The sequence below is a fragment of the Alphaproteobacteria bacterium 33-17 genome, assembly GCA_001897445.1.
GTDB lineage: Bacteria > Pseudomonadota > Alphaproteobacteria > Rickettsiales > 33-17 > 33-17.
In genome coordinates this window covers 121,510-147,941 of the sequence record MKSX01000010.1, presented here as the reverse complement: position 1 = coordinate 147,941, position 26,432 = coordinate 121,510, and the positions used below count along the sequence as shown (strand labels likewise).

General features: G+C 33.0%; 28 protein-coding genes and 1 tRNA gene. 17 read left to right on the top strand and 12 right to left on the bottom strand.

Annotation, left to right across the window (positions count from 1 at the left end; all coding sequences use genetic code 11):
• Positions 1-177 precede the first annotated feature (177 nt).
• Positions 178-396 carry a hypothetical protein gene (locus BGO27_08015; GenBank protein ID OJV15842.1) on the top strand — a complete coding sequence of 73 codons (219 nt, stop codon included), beginning with the start codon at positions 178-180 and terminating at the stop codon, positions 394-396.
• Between the two features lie 8 nt (positions 397-404).
• On the opposite strand, the gene BGO27_08010 is transcribed toward BGO27_08015, so the two are convergent.
• Together BGO27_08010 and BGO27_08005 are read right to left on the bottom strand one after the other, a co-directional pair.
• Positions 405-932: a hypothetical protein gene (locus BGO27_08010; GenBank protein OJV15841.1), complete on the bottom strand. Its 528-nt coding sequence runs from the start codon at positions 930-932 to the stop codon at positions 405-407.
• A 134-nt stretch (positions 933-1,066) separates the two neighbouring features.
• Positions 1,067-1,264, bottom strand: coding sequence for a 30S ribosomal protein S21 (locus tag BGO27_08005; GenBank protein ID OJV15840.1), 198 nt, complete (start codon positions 1,262-1,264; stop codon positions 1,067-1,069).
• An 87-nt stretch (positions 1,265-1,351) separates the two neighbouring features.
• On the opposite strand from BGO27_08005, the gene BGO27_08000 reads away from it, so the two are divergent.
• The 4 genes from BGO27_08000 to BGO27_07985 are packed head-to-tail and all read left to right on the top strand — an operon-like array spanning position 1,352 to position 6,278.
• Positions 1,352-1,987 (top strand): hypothetical protein, encoded by a 636-nt coding sequence (locus BGO27_08000; GenBank protein OJV15839.1) that lies wholly within the window; start codon positions 1,352-1,354, stop codon positions 1,985-1,987.
• Complete coding sequence (locus BGO27_07995) at positions 1,984-2,487, top strand: hypothetical protein (protein OJV15838.1); 504 nt, start codon at positions 1,984-1,986, stop codon at positions 2,485-2,487. Before BGO27_08000 ends, BGO27_07995 begins: the two co-directional genes overlap by 4 nt.
• Positions 2,480-3,250 (top strand): hypothetical protein, encoded by a 771-nt coding sequence (locus BGO27_07990; protein OJV15837.1) that lies wholly within the window; start codon positions 2,480-2,482, stop codon positions 3,248-3,250. The genes BGO27_07995 and BGO27_07990 overlap by 8 nt, the downstream gene beginning before the upstream one ends.
• Complete coding sequence (locus BGO27_07985) at positions 3,228-6,278, top strand: hypothetical protein (protein OJV15836.1); 3,051 nt, start codon at positions 3,228-3,230, stop codon at positions 6,276-6,278. Before BGO27_07990 ends, BGO27_07985 begins: the two co-directional genes overlap by 23 nt.
• A gap of 49 nt (positions 6,279-6,327) precedes the next feature.
• Here BGO27_07985 and BGO27_07980 read toward each other — a convergent pair whose 3' ends face one another.
• The 3 genes from BGO27_07980 to BGO27_07970 all read right to left on the bottom strand — a co-directional run bounded on the left by BGO27_07980 (position 6,328) and on the right by BGO27_07970 (position 7,987).
• Complete coding sequence (locus tag BGO27_07980; protein ID OJV15835.1) at positions 6,328-7,194, bottom strand: hypothetical protein; 867 nt, start codon at positions 7,192-7,194, stop codon at positions 6,328-6,330.
• A 12-nt stretch (positions 7,195-7,206) separates the two neighbouring features.
• Complete coding sequence (locus BGO27_07975; GenBank protein OJV15834.1) at positions 7,207-7,830, bottom strand: hypothetical protein; 624 nt, start codon at positions 7,828-7,830, stop codon at positions 7,207-7,209.
• A gap of 82 nt (positions 7,831-7,912) precedes the next feature.
• A tRNA-Thr gene (locus BGO27_07970) sits at positions 7,913-7,987 on the bottom strand.
• A 267-nt stretch (positions 7,988-8,254) separates the two neighbouring features.
• Here BGO27_07970 and BGO27_07965 point away from each other — a divergent pair.
• The 4 genes from BGO27_07965 (at position 8,255) to BGO27_07950 (ending at position 11,920) form a co-directional block, all read left to right on the top strand.
• Positions 8,255-8,950: a hypothetical protein gene (locus BGO27_07965; protein ID OJV15833.1), complete on the top strand. Its 696-nt coding sequence runs from the start codon at positions 8,255-8,257 to the stop codon at positions 8,948-8,950.
• An 18-nt stretch (positions 8,951-8,968) separates the two neighbouring features.
• Positions 8,969-9,763 carry a P-type conjugative transfer protein VirB9 gene (locus BGO27_07960; protein ID OJV15832.1) on the top strand — a complete coding sequence of 265 codons (795 nt, stop codon included), beginning with the start codon at positions 8,969-8,971 and terminating at the stop codon, positions 9,761-9,763.
• Positions 9,764-9,766: 3 nt separating this feature from the next.
• Positions 9,767-10,414 (top strand): hypothetical protein, encoded by a 648-nt coding sequence (locus BGO27_07955; protein OJV15831.1) that lies wholly within the window; start codon positions 9,767-9,769, stop codon positions 10,412-10,414.
• 111 nt (positions 10,415-10,525) lie between these two features.
• Entirely contained in the window at positions 10,526-11,920 is a 1,395-nt protein-coding gene (locus tag BGO27_07950) for a hypothetical protein (protein ID OJV15830.1), read from the top strand.
• A gap of 43 nt (positions 11,921-11,963) precedes the next feature.
• Here the strand turns inward: BGO27_07950 and BGO27_07945 are convergent, their stop codons facing one another.
• The 3 genes from BGO27_07945 to BGO27_07935 are packed head-to-tail and all read right to left on the bottom strand — an operon-like array spanning position 11,964 to position 14,750.
• A complete protein-coding gene (locus BGO27_07945) occupies positions 11,964-12,623 on the bottom strand; it encodes a hypothetical protein (GenBank protein OJV15829.1) in 660 nt (219 codons plus the stop codon).
• Entirely contained in the window at positions 12,589-13,425 is an 837-nt protein-coding gene (locus BGO27_07940) for a hypothetical protein (GenBank protein ID OJV15828.1), read from the bottom strand. Before BGO27_07940 ends, BGO27_07945 begins: the two co-directional genes overlap by 35 nt.
• Positions 13,426-13,430: 5 nt before the next feature.
• Complete coding sequence (locus BGO27_07935; protein OJV15827.1) at positions 13,431-14,750, bottom strand: cysteine--tRNA ligase; 1,320 nt, start codon at positions 14,748-14,750, stop codon at positions 13,431-13,433.
• Positions 14,751-14,967: 217 nt separating this feature from the next.
• Between BGO27_07935 and BGO27_07930 the strand changes: the two genes are divergently transcribed.
• Entirely contained in the window at positions 14,968-16,089 is a 1,122-nt protein-coding gene (locus BGO27_07930) for a hypothetical protein (GenBank protein OJV15826.1), read from the top strand.
• Positions 16,090-16,129: 40 nt separating this feature from the next.
• Positions 16,130-17,230, top strand: coding sequence for a hypothetical protein (locus BGO27_07925; GenBank protein ID OJV15825.1), 1,101 nt, complete (start codon positions 16,130-16,132; stop codon positions 17,228-17,230).
• On the opposite strand, the gene BGO27_07920 is transcribed toward BGO27_07925, so the two are convergent.
• Together BGO27_07920 and BGO27_07915 are read right to left on the bottom strand one after the other, a co-directional pair.
• On the bottom strand, positions 17,231-18,001 hold the full coding sequence (locus BGO27_07920; protein OJV15824.1) for a flagellar biosynthetic protein FliR: 771 nt from the start codon (positions 17,999-18,001) through the stop codon (positions 17,231-17,233). It lies immediately after the preceding gene.
• The gene (locus BGO27_07915) at positions 18,001-18,267 is read right to left on the bottom strand and encodes a flagellar biosynthetic protein FliQ (protein ID OJV15823.1); all 267 of its coding nucleotides are present in this window, start codon (positions 18,265-18,267) and stop codon (positions 18,001-18,003) included. The genes BGO27_07920 and BGO27_07915 overlap by 1 nt, the downstream gene beginning before the upstream one ends.
• 419 nt (positions 18,268-18,686) lie before the next feature.
• Between BGO27_07915 and BGO27_07910 the strand changes: the two genes are divergently transcribed.
• The gene (locus BGO27_07910; protein OJV15822.1) at positions 18,687-19,934 is read left to right on the top strand and encodes a hypothetical protein; all 1,248 of its coding nucleotides are present in this window, start codon (positions 18,687-18,689) and stop codon (positions 19,932-19,934) included.
• Between the two features lie 20 nt (positions 19,935-19,954).
• Here BGO27_07910 and BGO27_07905 read toward each other — a convergent pair whose 3' ends face one another.
• Both BGO27_07905 and BGO27_07900 read right to left on the bottom strand, forming a co-directional pair.
• Positions 19,955-21,445 carry a hypothetical protein gene (locus BGO27_07905; GenBank protein OJV15821.1) on the bottom strand — a complete coding sequence of 497 codons (1,491 nt, stop codon included), beginning with the start codon at positions 21,443-21,445 and terminating at the stop codon, positions 19,955-19,957.
• A 110-nt stretch (positions 21,446-21,555) separates the two neighbouring features.
• Positions 21,556-22,269 (bottom strand): alpha/beta hydrolase, encoded by a 714-nt coding sequence (locus BGO27_07900; protein OJV15820.1) that lies wholly within the window; start codon positions 22,267-22,269, stop codon positions 21,556-21,558.
• Between the two features lie 133 nt (positions 22,270-22,402).
• Here BGO27_07900 and BGO27_07895 point away from each other — a divergent pair, with 133 nt between their 5' ends.
• The 5 genes from BGO27_07895 to BGO27_07875 all read left to right on the top strand — a co-directional run bounded on the left by BGO27_07895 (position 22,403) and on the right by BGO27_07875 (position 26,093).
• On the top strand, positions 22,403-22,828 hold the full coding sequence (locus tag BGO27_07895) for an Rrf2 family transcriptional regulator (protein ID OJV15819.1): 426 nt from the start codon (positions 22,403-22,405) through the stop codon (positions 22,826-22,828).
• Complete coding sequence (locus BGO27_07890) at positions 22,821-23,942, top strand: hypothetical protein (protein OJV15818.1); 1,122 nt, start codon at positions 22,821-22,823, stop codon at positions 23,940-23,942. Before BGO27_07895 ends, BGO27_07890 begins: the two co-directional genes overlap by 8 nt.
• Positions 23,933-25,150 carry an IscS subfamily cysteine desulfurase gene (locus tag BGO27_07885; GenBank protein ID OJV15817.1) on the top strand — a complete coding sequence of 406 codons (1,218 nt, stop codon included), beginning with the start codon at positions 23,933-23,935 and terminating at the stop codon, positions 25,148-25,150. Before BGO27_07890 ends, BGO27_07885 begins: the two co-directional genes overlap by 10 nt.
• A gap of 197 nt (positions 25,151-25,347) precedes the next feature.
• On the top strand, positions 25,348-25,731 hold the full coding sequence (locus BGO27_07880; GenBank protein OJV15816.1) for a Fe-S cluster assembly scaffold IscU: 384 nt from the start codon (positions 25,348-25,350) through the stop codon (positions 25,729-25,731).
• Between the two features lie 8 nt (positions 25,732-25,739).
• On the top strand, positions 25,740-26,093 hold the full coding sequence (locus tag BGO27_07875) for a Fe-S cluster assembly scaffold SufA (protein OJV15815.1): 354 nt from the start codon (positions 25,740-25,742) through the stop codon (positions 26,091-26,093).
• Positions 26,094-26,432: the final 339 nt, after the last annotated feature.

Sequence of the window (26,432 nt, the reverse complement as noted above, 5' to 3'; positions counted from 1 at the left end):
GAAAGCGTTTTACACAACCCTTTCAGACTTATTGTCAACCCTTTTCACTCAAAATTCCGTCACCGATACTCCGAACCTATACAATTGCGAAAAATATGAAATATTTTGAAGCAATCCATATAAATATAAAATGACAAGCGAAGAGCCTGGTAATGCTTCGGTTAGTGAGAGTAATAGATGCACCAGAGTTATAAAGACTTAACTATAGTTATGATACATGCTGGAAGTTTAGGTGTAGAAAAAAATATGTTATCTCAAAGTCTTTCCAAATCATCAGTTACTGTCGTTGCGAAAAATATGAAATATTTTGAAGCAATCCATAAATCTACATGTATCCATAAGGTACTTGGTTGTAAGTGTATAATTTATGTGTCAGAAGGGTTGATAGTGGATTAGTAAAACCCCTACCTTTTAGCAATAGATTCTGCTTTTGCAAGTTCAGTAATAAGTGCAATTATATTTGTTGAAATTTCTACGTTAATCTTTTTGATCCTTGTTAGGTTCGTGTGATATTTAATAGCATTTTTAGAACTTGGAGTTTTTACTATTGATGTTGCAAGCTCTTTAAGTAGCGTTATAGTGTTGGTAGTTAAGTTTTTACATATATGCATTGATAATTGCATTGAAAGTTTTTTATATTCAGGTGAAATTTCTTGAAAATCCCTAAGGCTATATGCAACCGATAAATAGTCATTTGCTCCTATAATATCAAGTTTATAAGCTTTTGACTCTTCTGGGAAATTATTATCTATGAGTATTTTAATCGCTTTTGCCAAATCTTTTCTAAGTCCGGATATTTCATTTGTAGCTGTATCTGGTCTGTCATTGTTAACATAGGATTCTATCGCAGATAATCTGACTTGTGTATCTGCTAATATAGTTATCGCTTCTGCTGTGCTTGCTACTTTGTCAGCTGAATTTAAATAATTCATGAAATCAGAACCTTTGCCTGCAAAACTGGTACAAGGTATTAGTGAAAGCAACAGTATAATGAAATATTTTTTTATCATAATTGTATATATGTATTTAAAAAAAAAGGTCGGCAATTGAACCGACCTTTTTTTATTTATTTATCTTCGTTTTTAGACTTAAGCTTACGCTGACGCTTTATGCCTTCAGTTTTCTTGCGTTGTCTTTTTTCGCTTGGCTTTTCGTAATGCCTGCGTTGTTTCATTTCGCGATAAACTCCTTCTCTTTGCAACTTTTTCTTTTGCGCGCGAAGTGCCTGCTCAACGTTATTATCTCTTACAACAGTATTTACCAATTTCTTTACCCCCTTTCCGGTCTTTTTTGACAAACTATTAAATAGCTGGTAACCTGATCCCGAGATAATAATACACAAATTACCAACATGCAAGTAAATTTAAGTTTTTTAAGAAAAAGCATTGTAAATCAGCTAGTTAATCATATACCGTTTGATGGCTGGACAGATGTATCGCTTAAAGCAGCCTATAGTGATGCCAATATCGACTATGCTTTAAATGATGTAATCTTTCCAAAAGGTTTTGTTTCAATAATGCAGGAGCTTATTAATATAATAAATGCTGACTTTATTGAGAAATTAAACCAGGCTGAATTTCACAATATGGGAATCAGGCATAAGATAGCTCATGTTATTATAAAAAAACTTGAGGCTGCTCAGCCATATAAAGAGATTTTAGAAACTGGTTCATCAATGTTGCTGATTAAGGACAGAAAATTGCTGCTTAAGCAAATTTGGAAAGAGTCAGACGAAACATGGAGAATAATAGGGGATAAAGCCTTAGATTTTAATTATTATTCAAAGCGTTCATTATTATACATTGTATATACAAAAACTATATTGTTCTGGTTTAAAGATAAGTCGCTAAATAACTCCGATACAATAGCTTATATGTACAAAGAATTAGATAATACTGTAAAATTTGGACAAATGCTTGGCAAATTTAAAGATTTTGGTAAAATAGTAACAAAACTACCATTTATCAGATTGCTTTTTATAAAATGAACAACCGGCATATTATCACTATAAGTTTATATATTATTCTCAATAGCTTCTTTATATTAATAATATCACAATCAAAATTTACGCCCCATAATGAAAAGCCTGTATATGATGCTTCAACAAATGAGCATACCATGCAAAAGAAAGTAGAATCTTCAATGGTTGGAACCTTAGAAGAAAGCTCAAGACTTGCAATGTGGGTTTTTAAAAGGAATTATCAGGGTGAATATGAAATTAGCATAGACATTAACGACTTATTTGAAAATGATACATTAAAGCCGCAGCACCTAAATTTTTTTAAAACAGTTTTCGCAGTAATTAATGACAATAAAAAGCTTATGAAGCTTAAAATTGAATTGCCTGAATATCCTAAATTTTCCTCACGCGACAACATATCATATTTGTTTGATCTTTTTAGCACTCAGCTTGATAGAAAAGATTTGCTAACATTGATTATAGTTCCCAATAGTAAGCTTACAATGAGGATCAAGAGCAATGACTGATGATGCAGAATTTATTTTTTACCGTAAGCCATCCTCTGAAGCTTCATCTGAAGATTCAGATAAAAAAGACGCAGATGATAAAGAAATAAATTCTAAAAAACTATATAATAGCTCAAATAGCAAAACTTTAGATTTGGTTATTCGTAATTTATCATCTACCTCCGAAGTATCGCAGCCATGGATGATGATACTTGGCGACTTACTTTCTCTGATACTTTCATTTTTTATCTTGCTATACATTGATATTATGCCTACGCAAAAATTATGGGATAACATAGTAGCATCAGTAAACCTAAGGCATAATGTTAAAAACTTTCACGAAATAGAAAATAATATGAAGAAAGTTTCAGAAATGCCAAAAGTTGAAGGTATTAAAAACGTTTACCTAGAGCAGGTGATTAAAAATCATATTGAAAATTATGAAGGTAAGTTTATAGCAGAAGTTTATTCAGATATAGACGGTATCATAGTTTCTGCGCCAGAAAAAGAAATTTTCCTGCTTAACGAATATGTTGATGACGAAGCTAAAGACTTTATAAGCTTTTTATCCACTATTTTATTCAATATGCAGAAAAAATTAAAAGTCAGAACATATATACACACCGAAGACTTAACGCAGCAAACTTTTATAGACAGATCAAATAAATGTTTGAGAATTGTAAAATTCTTGAGAAATGCGACAACATTAGATAATATCAATTGTGAATTAAAATATACTAATGGTTTAGGTGAGAATAGCTTTGAAATTATTATTAGCAATTAGTTTGATAATTATATCATTCATATGTTCTTTAAGCTCAGCAAATGCTGCGGCTATAAACTCTATTAAAGTAAGAAATCTTGATACTACCAATGAAAGGCTTATTTTTAACGCTAAATATAATAAAACTATTAAAGTAATTCACAACGATACAAAAGTTATCATTATTTTAAAAGATCCAGTGAAGGGTAAAATATCTGCCCCTAAAAATTCTAAATATATTAAGTCAATTATATCAAAAAAAAATGAGATAATTATTACACTAAAAAGTAATCCTGGAAAAGTTAGAAAATTCCTAGGAGATAATGCTTTTGGTATAGAGATTATTAAAACTGCTAATATTCAAAAAAATGCTGATCCTAAAAAACAGCTTGATGCAGCTAAAAAAGATACAAAGTCCATTACTAAAAAAGAAGAGAAAAAAGTTGTAAAAACAGAAGAAACTAAAAAAGTAACCCCTTTAGATAATGGTAAACTTAAGCAGGTTGAAACTAAAAAGATTGAAACTGTAAAAACTGAAACAAAAACAGTAAAGGCGGTTAAGTCTCCAAAAAATCCTGAGCCAAAAAAAGAAACTCCCGTTCCAACCTTAAAATCAGATCAGGTTTTGAAGCTACCTTCTAAAGACGAAGCAAAAAAAGAAGAGCCAGCTGAAAAAGAAGAGATTGTAAAAGCACCAATAACAAAGGTTAAAGAAAAAATAACCGAACTTAATTTAATAAAATTTGCCCAAATTGGTACTGACCTTGAGTTAAATTTTGAATGGCAAAACCCTGTTGGTGCGGCAATCTTTAAGAGATCTGGTTATATTTATGTAGTCTTTGATAGTAATGATAATCCTCCGGTAATGCCTAAAGATGCGCCTATTAAGTTAACTTCATCAGCAATGGGTAATTATGTATATTATAAAATTCCATCTAACAAAAATATAAAAGTAGCCAGAGAAAGAAGTTCATGGCTTATTACACTTACCAGAGACAATGTGCCAAAAGATGCTTATGAGGTTGGTGAAAATCAAATTACACCAGAGTTTCAAATCTCTTTTACCATACCAGGACTTACAAATAGCGTAAATATTATAGACCAGGATACAGGTGAAAATTTTATAGTTTATACAGTAAATAATGATGTAATAAACGTTGAGAAAAATTATCACTTCACTGATTTTGATCTTATTAGAACTGTACTTGGTGCAGCATTACTTAAGAAAAATGATAATATTAAAACGTCTATTAAGAAAAATAATTTAATAATAGATTCCCCAAGTTACAAAAAAACCAGTATGAATTATCAAACCAGCGATAGTATGTTTAATTTTGGTAACTGGAGAGAGCCAGTGCCTGACTACAGCAAAAAGCTTGGAAAAATACTTTATGATCTGACTAAAACTGATACTAAATACAAATATATTCAAAGATTAAGGCTTGCGGATTTTTATTTTCAAAACGGAATGACAGAAGAAGCAGAAGCGGTAATTGAGAATGCCATTATTTATGACCCGCAAATTCAAAAAAATATAGACCTGAAAATCAAAATGGCGCTACTTAGTTTTTTAAACAATAAATTTGTGGTAGCGAAAAACAGGTTTAATGAATTAGATATGAGTAAAGTACATTCAAAATATCATAATGAACTGAGCATGTGGATAGCGGCGGCAAATCTTAAAGTTAACGATGAGTACAAAGACCGTAGAATAAATTATGTTATAAATAGCGAATTTTTTTTAAAAAAGTACCCGCTATTAGTTAGCAGTAAGCTTGCGTTAATTGAGCTTGAGGACATGCTTGATAACGAAGAATATGATGCCGCAGCAAATATTATTCAGCATGCTTCTATGGCTATGCATAGTAAGTATGTTAATGATTTTAAATATTTTCAGGCAATGCTTGCCGAGAGAAATAAAAATAACAAGTTTGCGATGAAAGTACTTAAAGACCTTTCAGATGATTCAGGCGACCTTAAAAACAGAGCAAAAGCAATTTTTAAAATTGCTCAAATTGAGTATGAAGAAAAAAAAATTGATGCGACAGCCGCTTTGGATAAAATGGAAAAAGCTTTATCTATATGGAGAGGGGATGCGACCGAAGCTGAAATGCTAATTGGTTATGGTAATCTTGCTTATGAAAACGGTATTTATAATAAAGCATTTAGAGCATGGCAAAATGTTGTTGAAAATTTTATAGGTATTCCAGAGGCTATCGTACTAGCATCAGATATGAGTAAAAAGTTCGTAGAATTATTTAGCCAAACCGAGCTTCCTAAAAGTATTAATGAAATGGAATATGCAAATTTGTTTTTTGAATTTCGAGAGCTTACACCAATTGGTGATAAAGGTGATGAAATTGTAAGGAAAATGGTGAACAGACTGGTAGATATAGATTTGTTAGACCAGGCTCAAAACATTCTGAATCACCAGATAAGATTCAGGTCGAAAGGCTTAGAACGAAATAACTTAATTAAGCAACTGGCTTATTTATACTTGGTTGATAATAAACCAAAAGAGGCAGTAGAAATTTTAGCCTTACCTTTAGAGATAGAGCCTGACTTTGATGAAAGCCGTAAATTTAAATATTTAAAAGCAACTGCATATGCTGAAAATGAAAAATATGACATAGCTCTGACAATGCTGAAAAATGATCTTAGTACTAATGCAAGCGGTATCAGAACAGATATTTACTGGAGGCAGCGAGACTGGGCTGCAATAAAGAACGAGCTTAATCTTGCAACAGAAATTTGGTCAGAGTCAGAAGGAAAGATTGACCAACTTCAGGAAAAGCTTATAGTCAAGCTTGCAGTTGCTTATGAAATGTTAAACGATAAGGGTGCAATTTTGCGTCTTAGAAAGCAATTTTTCATGCGCTTTAATGATGGTAATAACAAAGAACTTTTAAACTATCTTTGTGAAGAGCCAATTAAAGCAGACGTAAGGTTGATTGCAAACAATATGGATGCTAAAATGCTGGATAATTTTGCAAGTAATTACAAAGACTTTATAAGCAAGAATTACAATTTATCAACAGCTGCTTATTAAAATCCTGTAAAAGCACAGGATTTCAATTGATTGTTATAAATTCTCAGTCTTACCTTTTACCTACATCTAAATCATGCGCAAGTTTTGCAAGTTCAGTAATTTCTCTAAAGCTTTTAGCATTTTCTTTATCATGGTATGGGTGGGATGCAAGTAACTTAGCTATCTCAACATATCCTTCCTGAAAAGCTATATCGATCGGGGTATCGCCTGCTAGGTTTTTAATAGAAGGATTGATTAGCATATAATTATTAGATCTATCATGCTTTAAAAACGCTTCTACAAGCTTTATCATTCCGTTTTCAACAGCTTCATGAAGAGCGGTTTCTCCGAAAATATTCTGAGCTTTAGGATTAATACGTCCATCCCTAAGTATAGTTTCTATGTTAACAGCGGTAAGGGCGGTATGTAGCGCAGTATTACCAAAATTGTCGCAAATTCCAGGTTTTATATTTTTATGAGATAGCAGAAGTTCAGTAATCCTTGAATTGCTAAGCATTGTTGCATAATGAAGTGGCGTTCTGCCCATTTGATTCTGAATATTTGGATTAATATCTTTATGAGATAAAAGCCTTTCAACTTTATCGTAGTAACCAATATTACATGCATCATGAAGCGGCGCATTGCCTTTTGTATTAAGTAAATTGGGGTTTACAGGGAACTTAAGAAAAAACCTTGTTACAACACTATCAGCCGCGTGAAAAATGCTACCCAACTCTTCTGATACATGATTCAAATTTATAGGCTTAGTTAGATAATATTTAACTTCAGGCTTGTTCTTTTCTTTTACAGCTTTTAATAAACTTTCTTCCATAGGAATGGGCTTATGGCTATTAAAATGCATGGTTTGCGTGAAAGCCCCTTTAAATGTATTTTTACTAGCATATGTGGAAGCTTTAATGAATAATTGTTGTAACATGATATTCCTATATTAATATTTCCCTGTTGAAACTGCTGAAGAATTAGCAAGCACTGCTTCAGAGTCAATTTCCGAACGCCACTTGGGAACAGGGCTTGGCATAGACTCTTTATCTTCTATAAACTTTGTTAGCTGCACTTGGTTAAGTTTAGTAATAACTGAGCGTGCCATTTTTATGGGATTGGTTGATAAAATAATTTTTTTAATTTTTTTATCATCAGATTCTTTGAATCTTATTTCCGCGCCTTTAAGTATCAGCGCGGCTGTAACTTCTAAATGATTATTAAAAATCGCAATATCTAAAGGTGTTTGTTTGAGTTTGTTACAAATTTCAATACATGCGGGTTTTTGAAGTAGAAGAACAGCAATATTATAGTCATTATTCTCAGCTGCATAATGTAGGGCTGTATTGCCATTAATATCTTGCATAGTTTTATCAGCGCCTTTCTTTAACAATATGCCCACTATCTTTTCATGTCCAAGTTCACATGCTGAAATAAGAGGAGTAGTGCCATTTTCATCAACAAAATTAATATCAAAATCGCCATGAATTATTTCCAGCACTGCATCTTTATTATTATCGAAAATAGCGTTCATTAAGGCTTCTTTAAGCTGGCAAGTAAGGCTGGATCCCATATATTTTCCTGCAATCACAATGGATTTAACTAGTTATACTAAAGTTTTTTTTAGGAAAATCAATAATTTAAGGGAAATTTAATGGTGCCGCTAGAAAGAATCGAACCTTCGACCTCTTCATTACCAATGAAGTGCTCTACCACTGAGCTATAGCGGCATTATAGCTAAGTCTTTATAATATTGGTATGCGTCATTTCCTTGCTCATGTAGAGTATTTCTACACTTCGCTCGTCATTCCTTTACCATTATTAAAATATCTTAGCTCTAATAATTTGTAACCATTTACATGTAATGGAATTATGAAAACTTATATAATTACCGTAAATATTTTGCAAGTAATTTCTGTAATAGGCTGCTAACAGTTGTAGTAAGTAAAATATTATGATAAAGTATTAATAATAAATGAATTGTTTCTGCTAAAATAATGGATGATATTCAAAAATCAATATTTAGAAACTTAAAGTCTGGGGATTATTATCATGATGCCCTTGAGTGGTATTCATTTAATTATGTTTATCCAGCCAGTCAGCGTATCTTCATAGCTCTTATATTAACCCTGATCATGGCCATGACTTCTATTTTGTTTGCTACATATAAAGACGGCACATTTGGCACAGAAGAATATTTCTACTTTACCAGTATTAAAGATGAAACAAAGCAGAAGCTGACATTAACAGAGCTTACTCACCCAATTTCCGAACAATTGGCTGTAGCAGAATTTATGCTTAAAAAATACGTTAGTAAATACGAAGTTTATGATACTGCAAATATCACTCAGCAAATAGATTATATTAGAAGAAATTCATCAAAATCAGTGCTTAAGAGCTTCTTTAAAGATATTCAAAATTTTGAAAATGACGCCCAAATTAGCCAAAATAAAGATTTTATTAAAATTATGCCACAAAATATTAATATAAGATTTTTATTAGACCAGAATCAAAATGCAGAAGAGGCTGAAGTTACTATTAAAAGTATGAAAATGGACTATGCCAAAGGTGAACAGGTAACTATTGATAAAAAAGTCTTCCTCCGTTTTGAGCTTACAAATATTAAAGATATTATTGAGTATCAAAAACCTTTGATTTTTCAAGTTAATGAGTATAGAATTATTGATAAATAAGATATTGGATGTATTTATATGAAGGTAATCGCTGCTTTTATTATAGTTTTATTAACAACAACAAGCGCTCATGCGCTTAGAGAACCTAAGCCTACAATGATTGATGGAAGGCTTCGTGTTGTTGTTTACAACCCTGAAGATGTAATTAAGTTTACGGGATTTTTCGGATATCAGGCAAGCATTGAGTTTGAGGAGTCAGAAACAATTGACAATATTTCAATAGGTGACTCGGTTGCATGGCAGTTAGTCCCATCAGGAAAGCGTTTGTTTTTAAAGCCAGTTGAAGCAAATCCTACTACAAATATGACTTTAATTACTAATAAAAGAGTATATCATTTTGAGCTTCACGGTAAGGAAGCTACAGATATTAACGATCCCGAAATGGTATTTAACGTAAAATTCGTATATCCTGAAGAGGGTACAGCTGGCATTGGCGCTGGTATTGGCGGTAATGGTGGTATAGCTTTACCTGACTTATCAAATCCTGAAAAATACAACTTTAATTATACTATGAGCGGTCCTGATGCCATGGCTCCTGTTAAGGTGTTTGATGATGGTGAATTCACCTATATGGAATTTAGAGATAAAAATGCTGAGGTTCCTGCAATATTCTTAGTAGATTCTCAGGCAAAAGAGTCTGTTGTGAACTTCCGTGTAGCGGGAAAATACATTGTTATTGAAAGAGTTGCTAGCAGATTTACACTTCGTAATGGTCCTGACATTGTTTGTATTTTCAATGAAACATTGCCTTTAGATCTTGCAGATAGTGTGAAAAAGAAGAAACCCTCAGAAAAGGTTACCCTTAGAAAGTAAGATATGTTAAAAAAATATTTGCCGTTTTTAAAAGAAGAGACAATAAATCCAAAGCTTTTGGTATATCCTCAAAAAACTGGTGAGCTAAATATTTCATATCCAAAAGTTTCTCGCCGCATTTATGCTGCTTCTTTTGATCTTATGCTTATTACATTTATATCTTATCCGCTTATACATTTCATAACCTGGATTTTTAAATCGAAGTTTGAAGTTGTAAAGGAAGGTCAGCAAATTATTATGTCATATCTGTCGAAAGACCCTGGATTTCCAAGTCTGATAAAAGCGTTTAATGACCCTCGAATCATGAATATGGATTTTATGAATAATTATATATTATCTCAGATTCTAACTCAGGGAACAGTGCTTGCATTAAGTATAGGTTTTTTAATTTGGGTTAATAATAAATACTCAACTTCTCCAGGAAAATGGCTCTTTGGTCTTAGAATTCTTGATAGCAGAACGTATTCTAAACCTAATATATTCCAGTTAGTCGTTCGCAATATATCATCTGTTATTACTGCGATAACCTTTTTAGTTCCTATGATTTTTGCTAAATTTGAGCTTCGTCACAGGGCAATTCATGATCTTATAGCAAATACAGTAGTTGTAAGACTTACCAAACCTAAAGCCCCTAAAGTGAAAATCAGTTAGTAAAAATTACTATACATATCATATTTTCCCATATAAATTTTAATAAATATTGACATTTTATTAATGAAACGTTAGTTGTATTGTATTAATTAATGGTTTAGAAAGGTGGTAATGAAGTTTAGTATATTAAATGAAAAACAATTAATTGAATATATCAAGATAAATAAAGATAAGATTGATCCAGAATGCTATATGGATTTTCTTCTACATCTTGATGATATTATACAATTATTTCATACTGATAAAATGAGTTTGGAGAATATAATTACTCTCCTAAAATTTAAGAGTACACATTATAGTAGTTCAACTAATATATTTAGTAATGTTATAACACTATTCAACGCAAATATTAGTTTCGATCAAATTATGATTCTTTTGGAAACTAATGAGTATGTTATTGATATTAGTGAAAATATCATAGAATTGCTGGATTCAAATATTACCTTTGATCAAATTATTAAATTATCTAAATACACGACCACAAATAATTTAATAATTAAAAGCTCTGCTAACATTATAGAATTATTAGATGCGAATATTACCTTTGATCAAATTATTTACCTGATTAATAAAAATATAGATTTGTTTTATAGTGATCGTATTATAAAATTATTAGATTCACATATTACCTTTGAACAAATTCAAAGTCTTATTGAAATAAGTATATATTCTATATCTGATCATCATGAATTGATTGTTTTATTATTAAATACTAAGCAAATAAGCTTTGATGAAATAGTTGATATATTTAAATGCAATGAATCAAATGAAATTAGCTCTAGAATTTTTAATATTATAGAACTGTTAATGCAGACTGATCTTACTTTTAATCAAATTAGAAGTCTGAATAATGTTGATTGTTTTGCTTTGCTAAATTCAAAAGGAATTATCAATTTACTGAGACTAAATGTTAGTTTTGATCAAATTATTAATTTAGCTAAATGTGATCCTGTTCTCTTAAATGATATAACAAATGATAATGCTATAAATTTATTAAATTCTAACTTACAAATTGTAGATCTAATAAAATATGATTTTAGATTATGTTCAATAGTATTAAAAAAGTATCAATCATTAAATCAAAACATTATCGTAAAAATTATTAGTGTTATTGATCAGATTATTCCAAATTTTATTGAAGATTTTTCAATAGAAGATTTAGTCAAGTTTGTTACCAACCCTGATTTAGGTAATGAAATGTTTAAAGAAGCTATGCAAAAAACACAAGCTTTAACTAAAGACATGACAAAAAGTTTAATTAAAAACGCTACTGAAGAGGTTCCTGCTGTTTCAACAGAATCAGATGCTGAACTTACAAACTCTAATACATGCCTTAACGCTCTACCATTTGAAATAGGTACAGAGCATATTGCTAAATATCTAAGTTCAAGAGATTTGCAATCTTTATCGATTATCAATAGAGAAACTGCAAGTAAGTCAAGGGACTTCAAGCAGAGGATTATAGATGAGCGTAATAAAAAGTCTAATACTATACATATGAGCTAAGAATCGCTAATGAGTAAAGCCCTGAATGTTTGCAGGGCTTTACTTATATGGTATTTGCAAGCCAGTTGTATAAATCATTTGCTTTAATGCGGTCGTTTTTAGCTAGTTCAATTCGGTCATGTTTTTCAAATATATAAGCTCGTTTTAGGTAGCAAATGGCTGCATTTTTATGATATAAATCATGTTTTTCTTCTATCAAATTAATTGCATCATCAATGAATTTTTCAGCGTTTATAATGTCATTATTTCTATAAAATTCAGTTGCTTGCATGAATAATTTTCTATGGCTAAAAAGTAGTTCTGCTGGGGTGTAATCAATTAGCGCAAATTTTAAAAAGTCGTCATCTGTCCTTATATTGTGCGGGTATCCAAGGATGTCTTCTATGCCTAATTCCTTACCATTTTTAGCATCTATTGCCGCTTTATTCTGATGATCCTGAAATAAGGATTTTTCAATATAATACGCGCTCTTTTCTTTATTTATCAAAGCCTTGAATAGGTACAGTGCGGTCTGCTCAAAATGAAAATAGCTATGAAACTTGTTGATGATCAGTATAGATTTCATGATATTATCAACATCCTCATCGCCTAAGAAATACCAGTATTCTGCGGTATAGATATGGTTTTTGATTGCTTTATCAGGTATGCCTAAAACATCCCTGGAGATATTAAAACTCGTGAATAATGTGGCTTGGTCTTGCATTATACTTACTGCTTAAGTCGTTGATATTATTAGTAAATATACTATTCTCTAAATGTTTGCCAAGTTTTTCGTTAAAAATTCCCTGAGTAACAAGGCAGGAATCTATACCAAAGTTATTTGCCCCCAGAATATCTGTATACAAACTATCACCCACTGCCAAAATCCTGGACTTTGGGGTATCATAGTTATGGCATACAAGATTATAAATATCCTCGTATGGCTTGCCGAAATATTTAACGTTTCCGCCCATGTCTTTATATTTTTCAGCTATTTTACCAGCGCAGTAAAGAGTTCTTCCCATGTTGATAACTGTGAGGTCAGGATTTACACAGATCATGGTTAAATTTTTAGAAATTCCCATTTCTAGAATATTGTGAATTTCATCATCACGATTATCTCCAAAATATCCATGGCACAGGATAAAATCAGGATAATATCCTGGATTTATCCTAAAATATCCTAAATCATCAATCATGCCGATATCTTTATCAAGACCAATATAAGTATATTTTTCACCATAAGTTTTAGTTTTAAGCATCTCATAGCAGGTATCGCCAGATGAGGTTATACCACTGTATAGGTCAGGGTTAACGCCAAGCCTTTCAAGTACGGGTTTTACAGCCGAATTAAGGCGAGGGGCGTTTGATATAAAATGCACCTTTTTATTTTGACGTTTTAATTCTTTTAAGGTGTTTAACACATTGATATATAATGAATTTCCATCATGCACAACACCCCAAAGGTCAAATAAAAATAGGTCGTATTTTTCTATTAAATCATTAAACTTTGAAATTTTATGCATTGTTGTTACCTGTAATATTTAGTCCCATCCTTAGTATCCTCAATCGTAATCCCTTGATCAAGAAGGTACTGCCTTATTTTATCGGCTTCAGCATAGTTTTTCTGGAGTTTTGCATCTTGCCTGTCATGTATCAGACTTTCTATCTCTAAGTCACTGATTGTATGGATTTTTGTAGTATAATTTAGACCAAGTAAGTCTAAAGCCCAGTTTAGTTTAGCAACTGACTCGTCAGTATTGTCGCGGCTAAGCTCATGAAGGCGGGCTATAACCATGGATATATTAAGGTCATCAGCTAAATACTCTAAGATCTCATCATCCCTGAAATGATCATTATGACTTAGATTTTTTCTAAATGCCTTAAGTGCTTTTTCGGAGTCATCAAGTAATTTTTCGTTAAAATCCAGTGGTTTACGGTAATGCGTGCTAAGAAGTGCTAAGCGAAGAGCGCTACCATCTATGCCCTTTTCTCGCATATCATATACGGTTGTAAAATTGCCTAAAGACTTACTCATTTTTTCGCCATCTACTGTCACAAAGCCATTATGAACCCAGTATTTTGCATAATGTGATCCTTTGAAAGCGCAGGTACTTTGGGCGATTTCGTTAGTATGATGTGGGAACATAAGGTCTGCACCACCACCATGGAAGTCAAAATTATTACCCAAATATCTACTGCTCATAGCTGAACATTCTATATGCCAGCCGGGTCTGCCTTTGCCCCACGGGCTATCAAAAACGCTGTCTAAGGTATCTTCGCTATCCATAGGCTTCCAAAGTACAAAATCCGCCGGATGGTGCTTATTTTCCTCAACTTCTATCCTTGCCCCTGCTTTTAGTTCATCTAAGTTCCTGCCTGCAAGTTTGCCATAGTTTTCATCAGTCTCAACGCTAAAATATACGTGGTTATTAGCTACATATGCATGCTTATTTTGAATAAGGTGTGCTATGATTTCTATCATTTTATCAATGTTTTCAGTAGCTTTCGGCTCAAAATTAGGTAGCAAGCAGCCAAGATAATTAAGGTCGTCATGAAATAAATCTGTTATTTCGCGGGTTAAATCATGGACTTTAACACCATTTTCCTTAGCTTTTGCTATGATTTTATCATCTACATCTGTAATATTTCTAACGTAAGTTACGTTTTCACGGCCATACATTTCCCTGAAAAACCTGTAAAAAAGGTCATATACTAACGCCGATCTTGCATTTCCTATGTGTGGTCTGTCATAAACCGTAGGGCCGCAAACATACATTTTTATATTATCACTTTCAGGCATAAACTCTTCTACCTGCTTAGTAAGAGTATTATGAACATATATTTTCATGATATTTAACCTTTTTTATATTCTTTCTGGCTCTCACAATAATACTTTTTTCAGGAAAAGAAATACTTAAATTGAGGAATTTGAAGGGGCTATAATAAGTTATCATAAATTTAAATAGCTCTATAAATAGAAATATTATATTAAAACTATATTGACAAATAGTTAATATTATATTATTTTTTGCTTAAATTTTTAAGAATTATTAATGGTATAAATTATGAAAAGTATGGAAGAAGCTTTAGTAGAAGCTGTTATAAAAGGTGATTTAGATACACTTAATGTACTTATAGCCCAAGGTAAGGATGTCAACTTAAAAGATAAAGAGGGAAACCCACTGCTACATTTGGCAATAGAAAATGGTCATGTAGATATAGTTAAATCTCTTATAGCTTTAGGTGCAGACGTTAATGCAAGGGATAAAGAAGGCAAAACATCTTTAAATAAAGCAATAATTTATATCAAATCTGAAGAAATTATACATATTCTTGAAGGTGCAGGTACAAATGACAAACTATTAGATTATTGGAAAGATTGGGCAAGGGTTATACTTGAAAAAGCTAAACATGATCCTCAAGGGTTTTCAAATTTTTTACAAAATTTAAATGATCAAAGATTTTCTGATAATACTTTGTTATACATGACTATTCAAATTAATGAATTAAAACCTGCGCTTTTATATATTGCATTAGGTGTTGAAGTTAATACAAAAAATGAATTAGGTATGTCACCATTACACATTGCAGCATTGTCTGGATACCTAGAGGTAGTCAATGCTCTTATATCAGCAAAAGCGGATCTTAGTTTATATGATGAATTTGGCCATACAGCTTTACATTGTGCAGTAATTGGTCGTCATTTAGAGGTAGTAAAAGCACTTATAGCAGCAAAAGCGGATGTTAATATAAAGACTATAAATAATAAAACACCTTTACAGTCGGCAAAAACCGATGATATTGCAAATGCTCTTAAAGCTGCTGGAGAAAAGCAATTTAAGGAATTGTTAGCCAAAAATAATATTCCCGATATGCCACTTAATTATTTTGAAAACCTCTCGCCTAAGTATTATAACAAACTTAAGGAATCTTTGCCTTACATCGGTAAGATGATAGCGGCTGATTATAAAGCGAATAGCGAGCCACTTACCGATGCTCAATTTGAGGCATATATTACAAAGTTTCGTGACTACGCATCAGTATGCAAAAAATTTAATATAGAAGGACTTCTTCCTGAGATTTCTAACCTAATATTAAATGAGTTAGGAACTAGCCATAAAGCTATAGCTGATTTTAGAAGCATGGTAGATCAAAAGGCACAAGAAAATCAGGCGAAAGGGAAGTAATAAATCTATAGAACAGATAATTTTAAACAGGACGAAAAATATGAAAAATACGAATGAAGCTTTATTAAAAGCAGCAAGGAATGGTCATTTAGAGGTGGTGAATGCACTAATAGCAGCAAACTGTAGTGTTAATTTTAAGGATGCATATGGCAATACAGCTTTACACCGTGCAGCAGGGAATGGTCATTTAGAGGTGGTGAATGCACTAATAGCAGCAAAAGCAGATGTTAATTTACAAGATAAAAATGGCAATACAGCTTTACACCGTGCAGCAGGGAATGGTCATTTAGAGGTGGTGAATGCACTAATAGCAGCAAACTGTAGTGTTGATTTCAAGGATGCATATGGCAATACAGCTTTACACATTGCAGCAAGGGATGGTCATTTAGAGGTGGTCAATGCACTAATAGCAGCAAACTGTAGTGTTGATTTCAAGGATGCATATGGCAATACAGCTTTACACATTGCAGCAAGGGATGGTCATTTAAATGTGGTGAATGCACTAATAGCAGCAAAAGCAGATGTTAATTTACAAGATAAAGATGGCAATACACCTTTACACTTGGCATCAGAGAATAGTCATTTAAATGTGGTGAATGCAATTATAGAGGCAAAAGCGGATGTTAATCAGAAAAGCACAGGTGGCGATACAGCATTGTATTTAGCAAGAATTGATGGTGATTTTGAAGTAGTCAGAGTTCTAGAAGTAACTAGTGAAAAACAGTTTAAGGAATTGTTAGGCAAGCATAATATTCCTGATATGCCACTTAGTTATTTTAATAAATTATCATATAAGTACTATAACAAGCTTAAGGATTCGTTACCGTTTTTAGGTAAGATGATTGCTGCTGATTATAAAGCAAATAGCGAGCCACTTACAGATGCTAAGTTTGAGTCATATATTGAAAGATTTAAAATGACACAGCAAATTGTATCAATATGTAGAGATTTTCAATTAAGTTTGGAAGTTACGAGTACTAATAACTCTAATCAACAGTCAGAAACTAACGTAATTGTTATTCCTTCGGATATTATAAACTACCATATATTACCAAAATTAGGAACAAGCCAGAAAGATATGGTTGATTTTAGAGCTATGGTTGAGCAAAAAGCTAAAGAAAATCAGGCAAAAGGGAAGTAACTAAAGCCCGAACATTTTGTTGATGTTTTCGCTTAAAAATTCAAAATACCACATTATTATTGAACCGAGTGTTAGGGTCATAAGTGTGAAGCTTACCAGAATTTGTATTGGCATAAGCAGGAAGAAAATTTGAATATTCGGCATAAGCCTTGATAAAATACCAGCAGAGAACATCAAAATAATGCCCACAACAATATGTGGGCTTGCCATTTTAAATGCCATGATAAAACTCTGGCCGATCAGGTGTGAAATGTCGTTTGCTAAATGCTCATAGTTAATAGTATGAAGCAGTGGGAAAACTTTATAACTGTGGACAATACCATATAATAAGTGATGGTGCATGTCGGTTACGAAAATTAACACAACAACCACCGCACTTAAAAAGTTACCCTCTACAACACCTTGTGAATCTGTATTAGGGTCAAACATCATGGCAGATGAAAGCCCTGATTGTGATGAAATCATAATACCGCATAAGCCAATAGTTGCCATGAGTACCTTAACCAAAAACCCCATTATAACGCCTATAAGAACCTCATTAAATATGCGGAGGGTCATGATCATAACATTTTCATGAACTCCTTTAAATGCGTTGTCAACAACAGGTACAATTACAATGCTGGTAATAATTGCTGCTATAAGCCTGATTCTTGTGGATATATAAGCCTCACCAAGTGCTGGCATTGTCATATATGCCGCGCCAATACGGCAAAATATAAGGAAGTAACTAACAACTACCTGAGTAGTAAGGTCTGAAAGGCTGTTAAGCATTATGGTATTCCTATGATTTTTTCCATAACCCTTTCATTGAAGGTTCTGAGCTGAGATCCCATCCATGGCATAGCAATCATAAGGCATACTAAAATAGCTATCATTTTAGGAACGAAAGATAATGTATTTTCCTGAATCTGTGTAAGTGCCTGAAATAGCGAGATTATCAAACCAACCGATAAAGCAACAAGCAATATAGGCGCACCAACTTTCATTAGTACTATAATAGCATCGTGTGCAATAGTTAAAACTTCCTGTTGTTCCATTTATAAAGTATTTTATATTGATTATATATGCGTCATTTCCTTGCTTACCTAGATTTTACTAGGTTTCGCTCGTCATTCCTGTATTTAATCTAACCTAAAATACTTTATATCTCAAGGTTTAAAAAATGAATATATTTTAAACTAAAAGATATTTTAAGCTTGCCATATTTTACTCGCAGAATGGCTTTTACGTCTAAGAAGTTAAAAATTGGTTGACTAAAAATTATCATGATGCTAGTTTATCACTATTATGGAAAAAAGTTTTTATACATCAACTAATCTTTTTATTCATGTCGCTGTGATGTGCGCAGCGGCCACAGTCGCGGTTTGTCCGCTATAATATCTTTTTACTCTTGCATCTTTGCAGCCTTATTTTCAAAACTAAATCAACAAATAATATCAATAGGAGAGCGATCAAAATGAGCACTTCACAGGAAAACAAAGTTAATCCAATTTTACTATGGGCTATAGGTTCTGTATTTTTACTATATCAATATATTGTAAGAGTTGCGCCAAGTGTAATGATTACGGATATTCAAAACCGTTTTCAGGTGGATTCTGCGGCTTTCGGTCAGTTTTCTGGTGTTTATTATATTGGTTATTCCTTAGCGCACGTTCCAATTGGAATAATGCTTGATAGGTTTGCCTTAAAAAAACAAATGCTTGCTTATGTGTCGCTTGTAATACTGGGTATTGCGCCAATAGTATTTTCTGATTCATGGTCTATGGTAGTTATAGGCAGGCTTATTACAGGTATTGGTTCATCTGCGGCAATACTTGGATTATTTAAGATAGTTTCAAGCTGCTTTGCGCATAATAAATTCTCACAAATGATTGGTTATTCGGTTACAATTGGTCTTATGGGTCCTTTATATGCTGGTGCGCCACTTAATTTAATAAAGAATACATTTGGTTTTGATTATGCTGTAAATCTTTTAATGATATTAGGTGCAGTTTTATTTGGCTTAATTAGCGTTCTGTTTAAAAATGAAACTAACAATAGTGAAGTTAGCGTTAAAGATATGATTAATGACGCTAAAACTGTTTTACTCAACAAGTACGTTATCAATATTAGTATTATGTTAGGTCTTATGGTTGGTGTTATTGAAGGTTTTGCCGACATTTGGGGCCCGCTTTTCATGAAAAATGTAAAAAGTTTTGGAGAATATGAAGGTCCTGCGCTTGTTTCTGTTGTGTATGTGGCAATATGCGCATTTACCCCAATACTTGGAATACTCACAGAGAAAATGGGCAAATATTTTTTAATGCTTGCTATATGTGCATTCATGATGGGTTTTGGAATGTTATACGTAATTTTCCTCATGCCTACAAACCAGTTTATTGCAGGGTTTATGATGGTTATGCTTGGTTGTGCAGCTTCGTATCAGGTAATTGGAATATATAAGGCTTCTGAATATGCTCCTGAAAAAAGCAGAACGCTTGCTGCTTCGGTTGCAAATATGATGATCATGATTTTTGGTTACGTTTTCCACAGTATTATTGGTCAGGCAATTACAAGTCTTCAGGCTGGTGGTATGATGGAAGCTGAAGCAATGCAGTGGGGTCTTACTATTATACCTGGGCTTTCAATTATAGCAGGTGTTGTAATGCTTGTTCTAAATGGAATGGAAGTTTCGTCTAACAATAAAATAGTAAAAGCCCAATAATTTTTGGGCTTTTACGAAATCTAAAAATTTCTGGTTGGAGTTTGCTTACTAGTAGCGTTAGCCCTATTTCTAGTATTTGTATTAATACTAGGTTTTTTCGGTTCAGTTTTAAATTCTTCCAAAGCTTTCCTCATTGTATCTGAATCTAAATTCTGATTTGTACTATTACGACGGCTTCTGTTAACTGGTCTTGCATTTTGTTTTGCTGTTTCTGTTTGTTTTTCAGGTTCAGCTTTTGGCTTTAAAGGATTTCCTACTTTAGCTTTAACTTCATGCTGCGCTTTAATCTCATTTTGAACCTTATGTTCTATTAGATCAACTGCTAAAGTATCAATGTTCATAGATGATTTAGATCCTACGCCTTTTGATTTAACTTTACTTGCATTTTCTTTAACGTGTTTTTCAATAATGTTTGCTGTATTTTTATCAATTTCTGCTATGTGATTTTCTTCACAAATTTTATGAATTAAATTGGTCAGTTTACCAGCTGATTCTTTATTTAAACCTAAAGCTTTAGTCATTTTGTTTGATAAACTTTCAGGGCTTTGACCTTTAAGTTCTTTTACATCATTTATAAGATCTTTTTCAATTCTTTTGATAGATTCTGAAGTTAAATGACGTATTGGTTTGCCATTTTCATCTTGTTCTTTAATTGCAGAATTCTCTTTAATGCGTTTGATGATTAGATCTGTAATAGTTGGGTTTAAATTTTCTATCTTTGATTCCTTGCAAATTTTATTAATCAAATCCACGACTTTTCCTTTAGATTGCTTAGTATAATTAAGACTATTAGATATTTTATCTGTAAGCCTCGATACCTGATCTTTTAAGCCATGTTCTTTATGCATTTTTTCTAAAGAATTGCCCGCAATTTTTTTGATAATATCTGGATTTATAGGATCTTTCCAGTTTAATGAATCTTTAATTTGGGATATGTAAGGTTTTAATTCAGGTAAAATAGTTTGGTAATTTTTGCTAACATTGTGTTCTGATAATGTATGAATATAGTTATCGTAAAAGTTTTTTAAGGGTAAATTAGCATTTTTTACAGATTTAAGTACTGCATCTATTGCCTTGTTTTTTTGATTATTATCTTCAATATTTAAATTATTCACTATCATTTTAGTTAAAGCCATATCGGCATAATCTTTAAAACCTTTTTTATAAAAGTCTTCTCTTTTCTTGGGGTCTTGTAGAGAATTTAATAATTCCTGAGTTTCTTTTAATTTTGCGGCAACCTTTGGATTATTTTGGTAAGCAGCGGCATCTTTAAATGTTGATTTAGCTAAATCATTCATTAATCTTATATGCGACTCTACAGGGCTGTAACTGCTTTTAGTGTCCGCTTTCTGTGAATAATCTAAGTTAGTGTAAGCCGATTCTCTTAAAAGATCTTTAAACGGAATATTTTCAAGCTGAAGATGATTAGCTGTAGTGTTAATTATCTTGCTTTGAATTTGGTCGCATTCATCTAATATATTTTGAATGCTTGCTTGACTCTCTTTGCCCATATTACCCTTCATTATTTGTGATATTTATTAATAATTTAATGATATCACAAAATTGTAAAAGGCTAAAGCAAAATTAGAATTTCAATTAAGTTGTTGAATTTTAAAGAATTTTATTCTTCGTCATCTTCAGAAATTGTTACTTTTCTTCTGCGTCTGTCAACTTTTTTATATCCGCCTTCTGATAGCTGAATTAGTCTTCTGTCAATATATTCATTAACTGCCTGATTAAACTGATCCATAGTAGTACGGAAATAATGATCTGCACCTTGTATTACAGTGTAATCGATTTCGATATTTTTTTGTTTAGCAACTTTAGAAACCAGCTTACTTACTGATTCTTCTGTAGAAATTGAATCTGCATCACCCTGAATAATAATACCTGAAGAAGGGCAAGGTGATAAAAATGAGAAGTCATATTTATTTGCAGGAGGAGAAACAGCAATAAAGCCTTGAATTTCAGGTCTTCTCATAAGAAGCTGAAGGGCAATCCATGAGCCAAATGAGAATCCGCCAATCCAGAAGCTTGAAGCAGATGGATTGTGAAGTTGTAGCCAGTCGAGCGCGATAGCTGCGTCGATAAGCTCACCAATACCATGGTCAAAAGTACCACTAGATCTTCCAACGCCCCTAAAATTAAAGCGAAGTACTGAAAATCCCTTAGCAGCAAACTGGCTGTATAGATTATAAACTACCTTATTATTCATAGTGCCGCCATATTGCGGATGTGGATGAAGTATAAGTGCCGCAGGTGCATTAGGTTCTTTACCTTGTGTATATCTTGCTTCGATTCTACCTTCTGAACCACTAATAATAACTTCTGGCATGTAATTTATTCTCCCGGAATACTTGACTAATTTAATAGGGTATTATATAACTTTCTTCAATATATTAGAAAAATTTTTTACGAAATGCAATGTTTTTGCATAAGTGGCAACATTTTTATGGTACTTTCTTATCATGATGCTAACAACCAAGGGTAGATACGCTGTGATGGCTATGGTTTATTTGGCCATGAATAAAAACCGCAATACCCCAACAACTATAGCGGATATTGCTGAAAAACAAAGTATCCCTCTTAATTATCTGGAGCAGATTTTTGTAAGACTCCGTAAAAATGATATAGTTCAGTCTGTTAAAGGTCCTGGTGGGGGTTATACACTCGCTAAAGATTTATCAGAAATATCAATCGCTGAAATTATTCATGCAGTCGAAGAGCCTATAAAAATTGTAAGATGCACTAACGACGGATTAGCTGGTTGTATGCCAAATGGGGCAAAGTGCGCAACCCATGACTTATGGGATGAGCTTGGTATCAAGATTGAAGCTTATTTAACATCTGTGACACTTGAAGATTTTAAAAACGGTAAGTTTAGCAATGCATAATATATATTTAGATAATAACGCTACAACTAACATACTTCCTGAAGTGTGGGCGTATATGTCTGAATTTGTGTCAAAACCTATGAATTCTTCTTCGGTTCATAATTTGGGAAGAGAAGCAAGAAAGTACATCGAAAATGCCAAAGATATTATATGTAAGTCTCTGAATATAAATAAAAACGATTATAGAATTATATTTACTTCATCTGGCACTGAGACAAATAACTGGGTGGTAAACTATATTGAAAATGTAAAAGTTATTACATCTAAAACAGAACATGCTTCTATACTAAATAGTAGAGAAGACTTAATGCTTATAGATGTTGATAATAATGGTCATATAGACCTAAATCAGCTTGAAGTAGAGATTCAAAAACATAACAAGCCGCTAGTATCTGTTATGTATGCTAATAATGAAACTGGTGTGATTCAGGACATTGTAAAGATACGCGAAATCACTAAAAAATATGGCGCTATGCTTCATTCAGATATGATTCAGGCAGTTGGCAAGGTTAAAGTTGATTTAGCAAGTTTAGATTTAGATGCATTTACATTATCAAGCCATAAAATTCATGGCGCTCAGGGAGTTGGGGCGCTGTTTATCAAACGCGGCATACCGCTTGCGCCAATGCATAAAGGTGGCGGTCAGAATCAGGGGCTTAGGGCAGGTACTGAAAATACTATAGGCATAATTGGTATGGCAAAGGCAATTGAAATTGCTGTAAGTAATATAGACAGTTATACCAGTATTTGTGTTGATAATCAAAAATTCCTTGAAACCGAGATTCTTAAAAGAAAAGGTGCAAAAATTATATCGCAAGGCTCAAAAAGGCTTCCTAATACAAGCTTAATATATATGCCAGATGTTCCAAATGAAACGCAGTTAATATCGTTTGATATGGCAGGCATTGCAATAAGTTCGGGTGCTGCATGTTCTTCAGGGAAAATTGCAGCCTCTCATGTACTGCTTGCGCAAGGAATGAATGAGAGTGAGGCGAGGTGCGTGGTAAGGGTTAGTACTTCGCAGTTTACTACTAAAAATGAGATTGAAGAGTTTATAAAAGTTTGGGATGAAATATACCAAAAGAATGTAAAAACAGAGGAAATATGTCGTTAAAATTACCAATTTATCTGGATTATCAAGCTACAACTCCGGTTGATCCCAGGGTTATGGATAAAATGATTCCTTATTTTACCGAGAAATTCGGTAACCCACATTCCAGAAGCCATGCATATGGCTGGGAAGCAGAAAAAGCAGTAGAAAATGCAAGAGAAGAGATAGCGAAGCTTATAAAAGCAGATAGTAAGGAAATAATTTTTACTTCAGGTGCTACTGAGTCAAATAACCTTGCAATTAAAGGTGTGGCAAGGTTTTATAAAGATAAAAAAAACCATATTATAACTGTTGCAACCGAGCATAAATGTGTTCTAGATGCTTGCAGGCATTTAGAAGAAGATGGATTTAAGGTAACTTATCTGCCAGTTAAGCCAAATGGACTCATTGATTTAGATGAGCTTAAAAACGCAATTACAGATCAGACTTCTATTGTTTCAGTTATGTTTGTAAATAACGAGATAGGTGTGATTCAGCCACTTAAAGAAATTGGTGCAATTTGTAAAGAAAAAGGTGTGTTTTTCCATACAGACGCTGCACAGGGTTTTGGGAAGCTCCCAATTGACGTGAATGAAATGAATATTGATTTACTAAGTATTTCAGGTCATAAGGTCTATGCTCCAAAAGGAATAGGCGCTCTTTTTGTGCGTAGAAAACCAAGAGTAAGACTTGAGCCAATTATTAATGGTGGAGGTCAGGAAAGAGGAATGCGCTCTGGTACTTTATCAACACCGCTTATTGTGGCGCTTGGTGAAGCGGCAAAAATTGCTGGTGAAGAAATGCAGAAAGACCATGATATGCTCAAAAAATATTTTGATATGTTCTATTCTGAAATAGTAAGAGATATTCCTGAAGTATTCTTAAACGGTGATAAAGACGCTAGATATCCTGGTAACCTAAACCTTAGCTTTGCATACATTGAAGGTGAGTCAATGATTATGGCAATTAAAGATTTAGCAGTGTCTTCAGGTTCTGCCTGCACATCAGAGTCACTTGAACCGTCATATGTTTTAAGGGCTTTAGGGCTTGATGAAGAGCTTGCTCATACATCAATAAGGTTTGGTTTTGGAAGGTTTACTACAGAAGAAGAAGTAAAACATGCGATTGCTACAGTAAAAAGCAGCATAGCAAAATTAAGAGAAATGAGCCCACTTTGGGAAATGTTCCAGGATGGTGTAGATTTAAAATCAATCAACTGGGCCGCCCATTGATAAATTTTTGAAATACGTCAACTAGTGCGTTGCGCCTCGCTCAGCTAGGTTTTACTAGCTTTCACTCGTTGCGCCTACTATTTGAAATATTTGAAAAATTTATTTTAAAGGAATAAAAATATGATTTTTACTAATTGGTAGTAGATTTAAAAAACTGCTTTTGATCATTGTGATCAAGGGTAAAACGGAGGAAAAAAATGGCATATAGTGAAAAATTAATCGATCACTACGAAAATCCAAGAAACGTAGGATCACTAAATAAAGATGATGAAAACGTAGGTACAGGCTTAGTTGGCGCGCCAGCTTGCGGTGACGTAATGAAACTGCAAATTAGAGTAAATGATCAGGGCATTATTGAAGATGCTAAATTTAAAACATTTGGCTGCGGATCTGCAATTGCATCAAGCTCATTAGTTACAGAATGGGTAAGAGGCAAAAGTGTCAATGAAGCTATGACCATTAAAAATACCGATATAGCTAAAGAGCTTGCATTACCACCTGTAAAAATTCACTGCTCAATTTTAGCAGAAGATGCAATTAAAGCAGCAATCGAAGATTATAAAAATAAGCATAAAGCTTAAAGGTTAAAATGGAAAAGACTGCAAGGCCGAGACGTGCCGTAATAAATATAAGTGAAAACGCTATAAAACGTATTAAAGAGTTACTCTCTAAACGTGATAAAGAAAGCGCAGGTGTAAGAGTAGGCGTACGTTCAGGCGGCTGCTCAGGGCTTTCCTATACCGTAGAATATGCAGATTCAGTAACAGAATTTGACATAGTAGTAGAGCAAGACGACGTAAAAGTGCTAATCGACAGAAAAGCAGAGCTATATCTATTAGGCACAACAATGGACTTCGTAGAAGAAAAATTTAAGTCAGGTTTTGTTTTCGTAAATCCCAATGAGAAGGGTAGGTGTGGTTGCGGCGAATCCTTCCACATTTGAATTAACTTATCTTTTATTGCATTACTTCGTCGTTCCTTGTTCAGCTAGGTTTTACTAGCTTTCACTCGTTACTTCTTGTACTGCAATAAAATTTAAATTAATTATCGTAACTACGTCAGGTAAAAAATTATCTCCTATAAATTCTCTAATAAAATCGAATTTCAGAAAAGATTTAACTTAAATACAGAAATTTCTATGCATCATTACTTTAGAATTTCATAATTTGGTGACGGAAATCTCTGTAAGTCATTGCGAAAAATGCACAGCATTTTGTGGCAATCTAAATCTGTTATAGCCTCAAATAATCAATAGCCTTGTTTATAATATGGATCACCACGG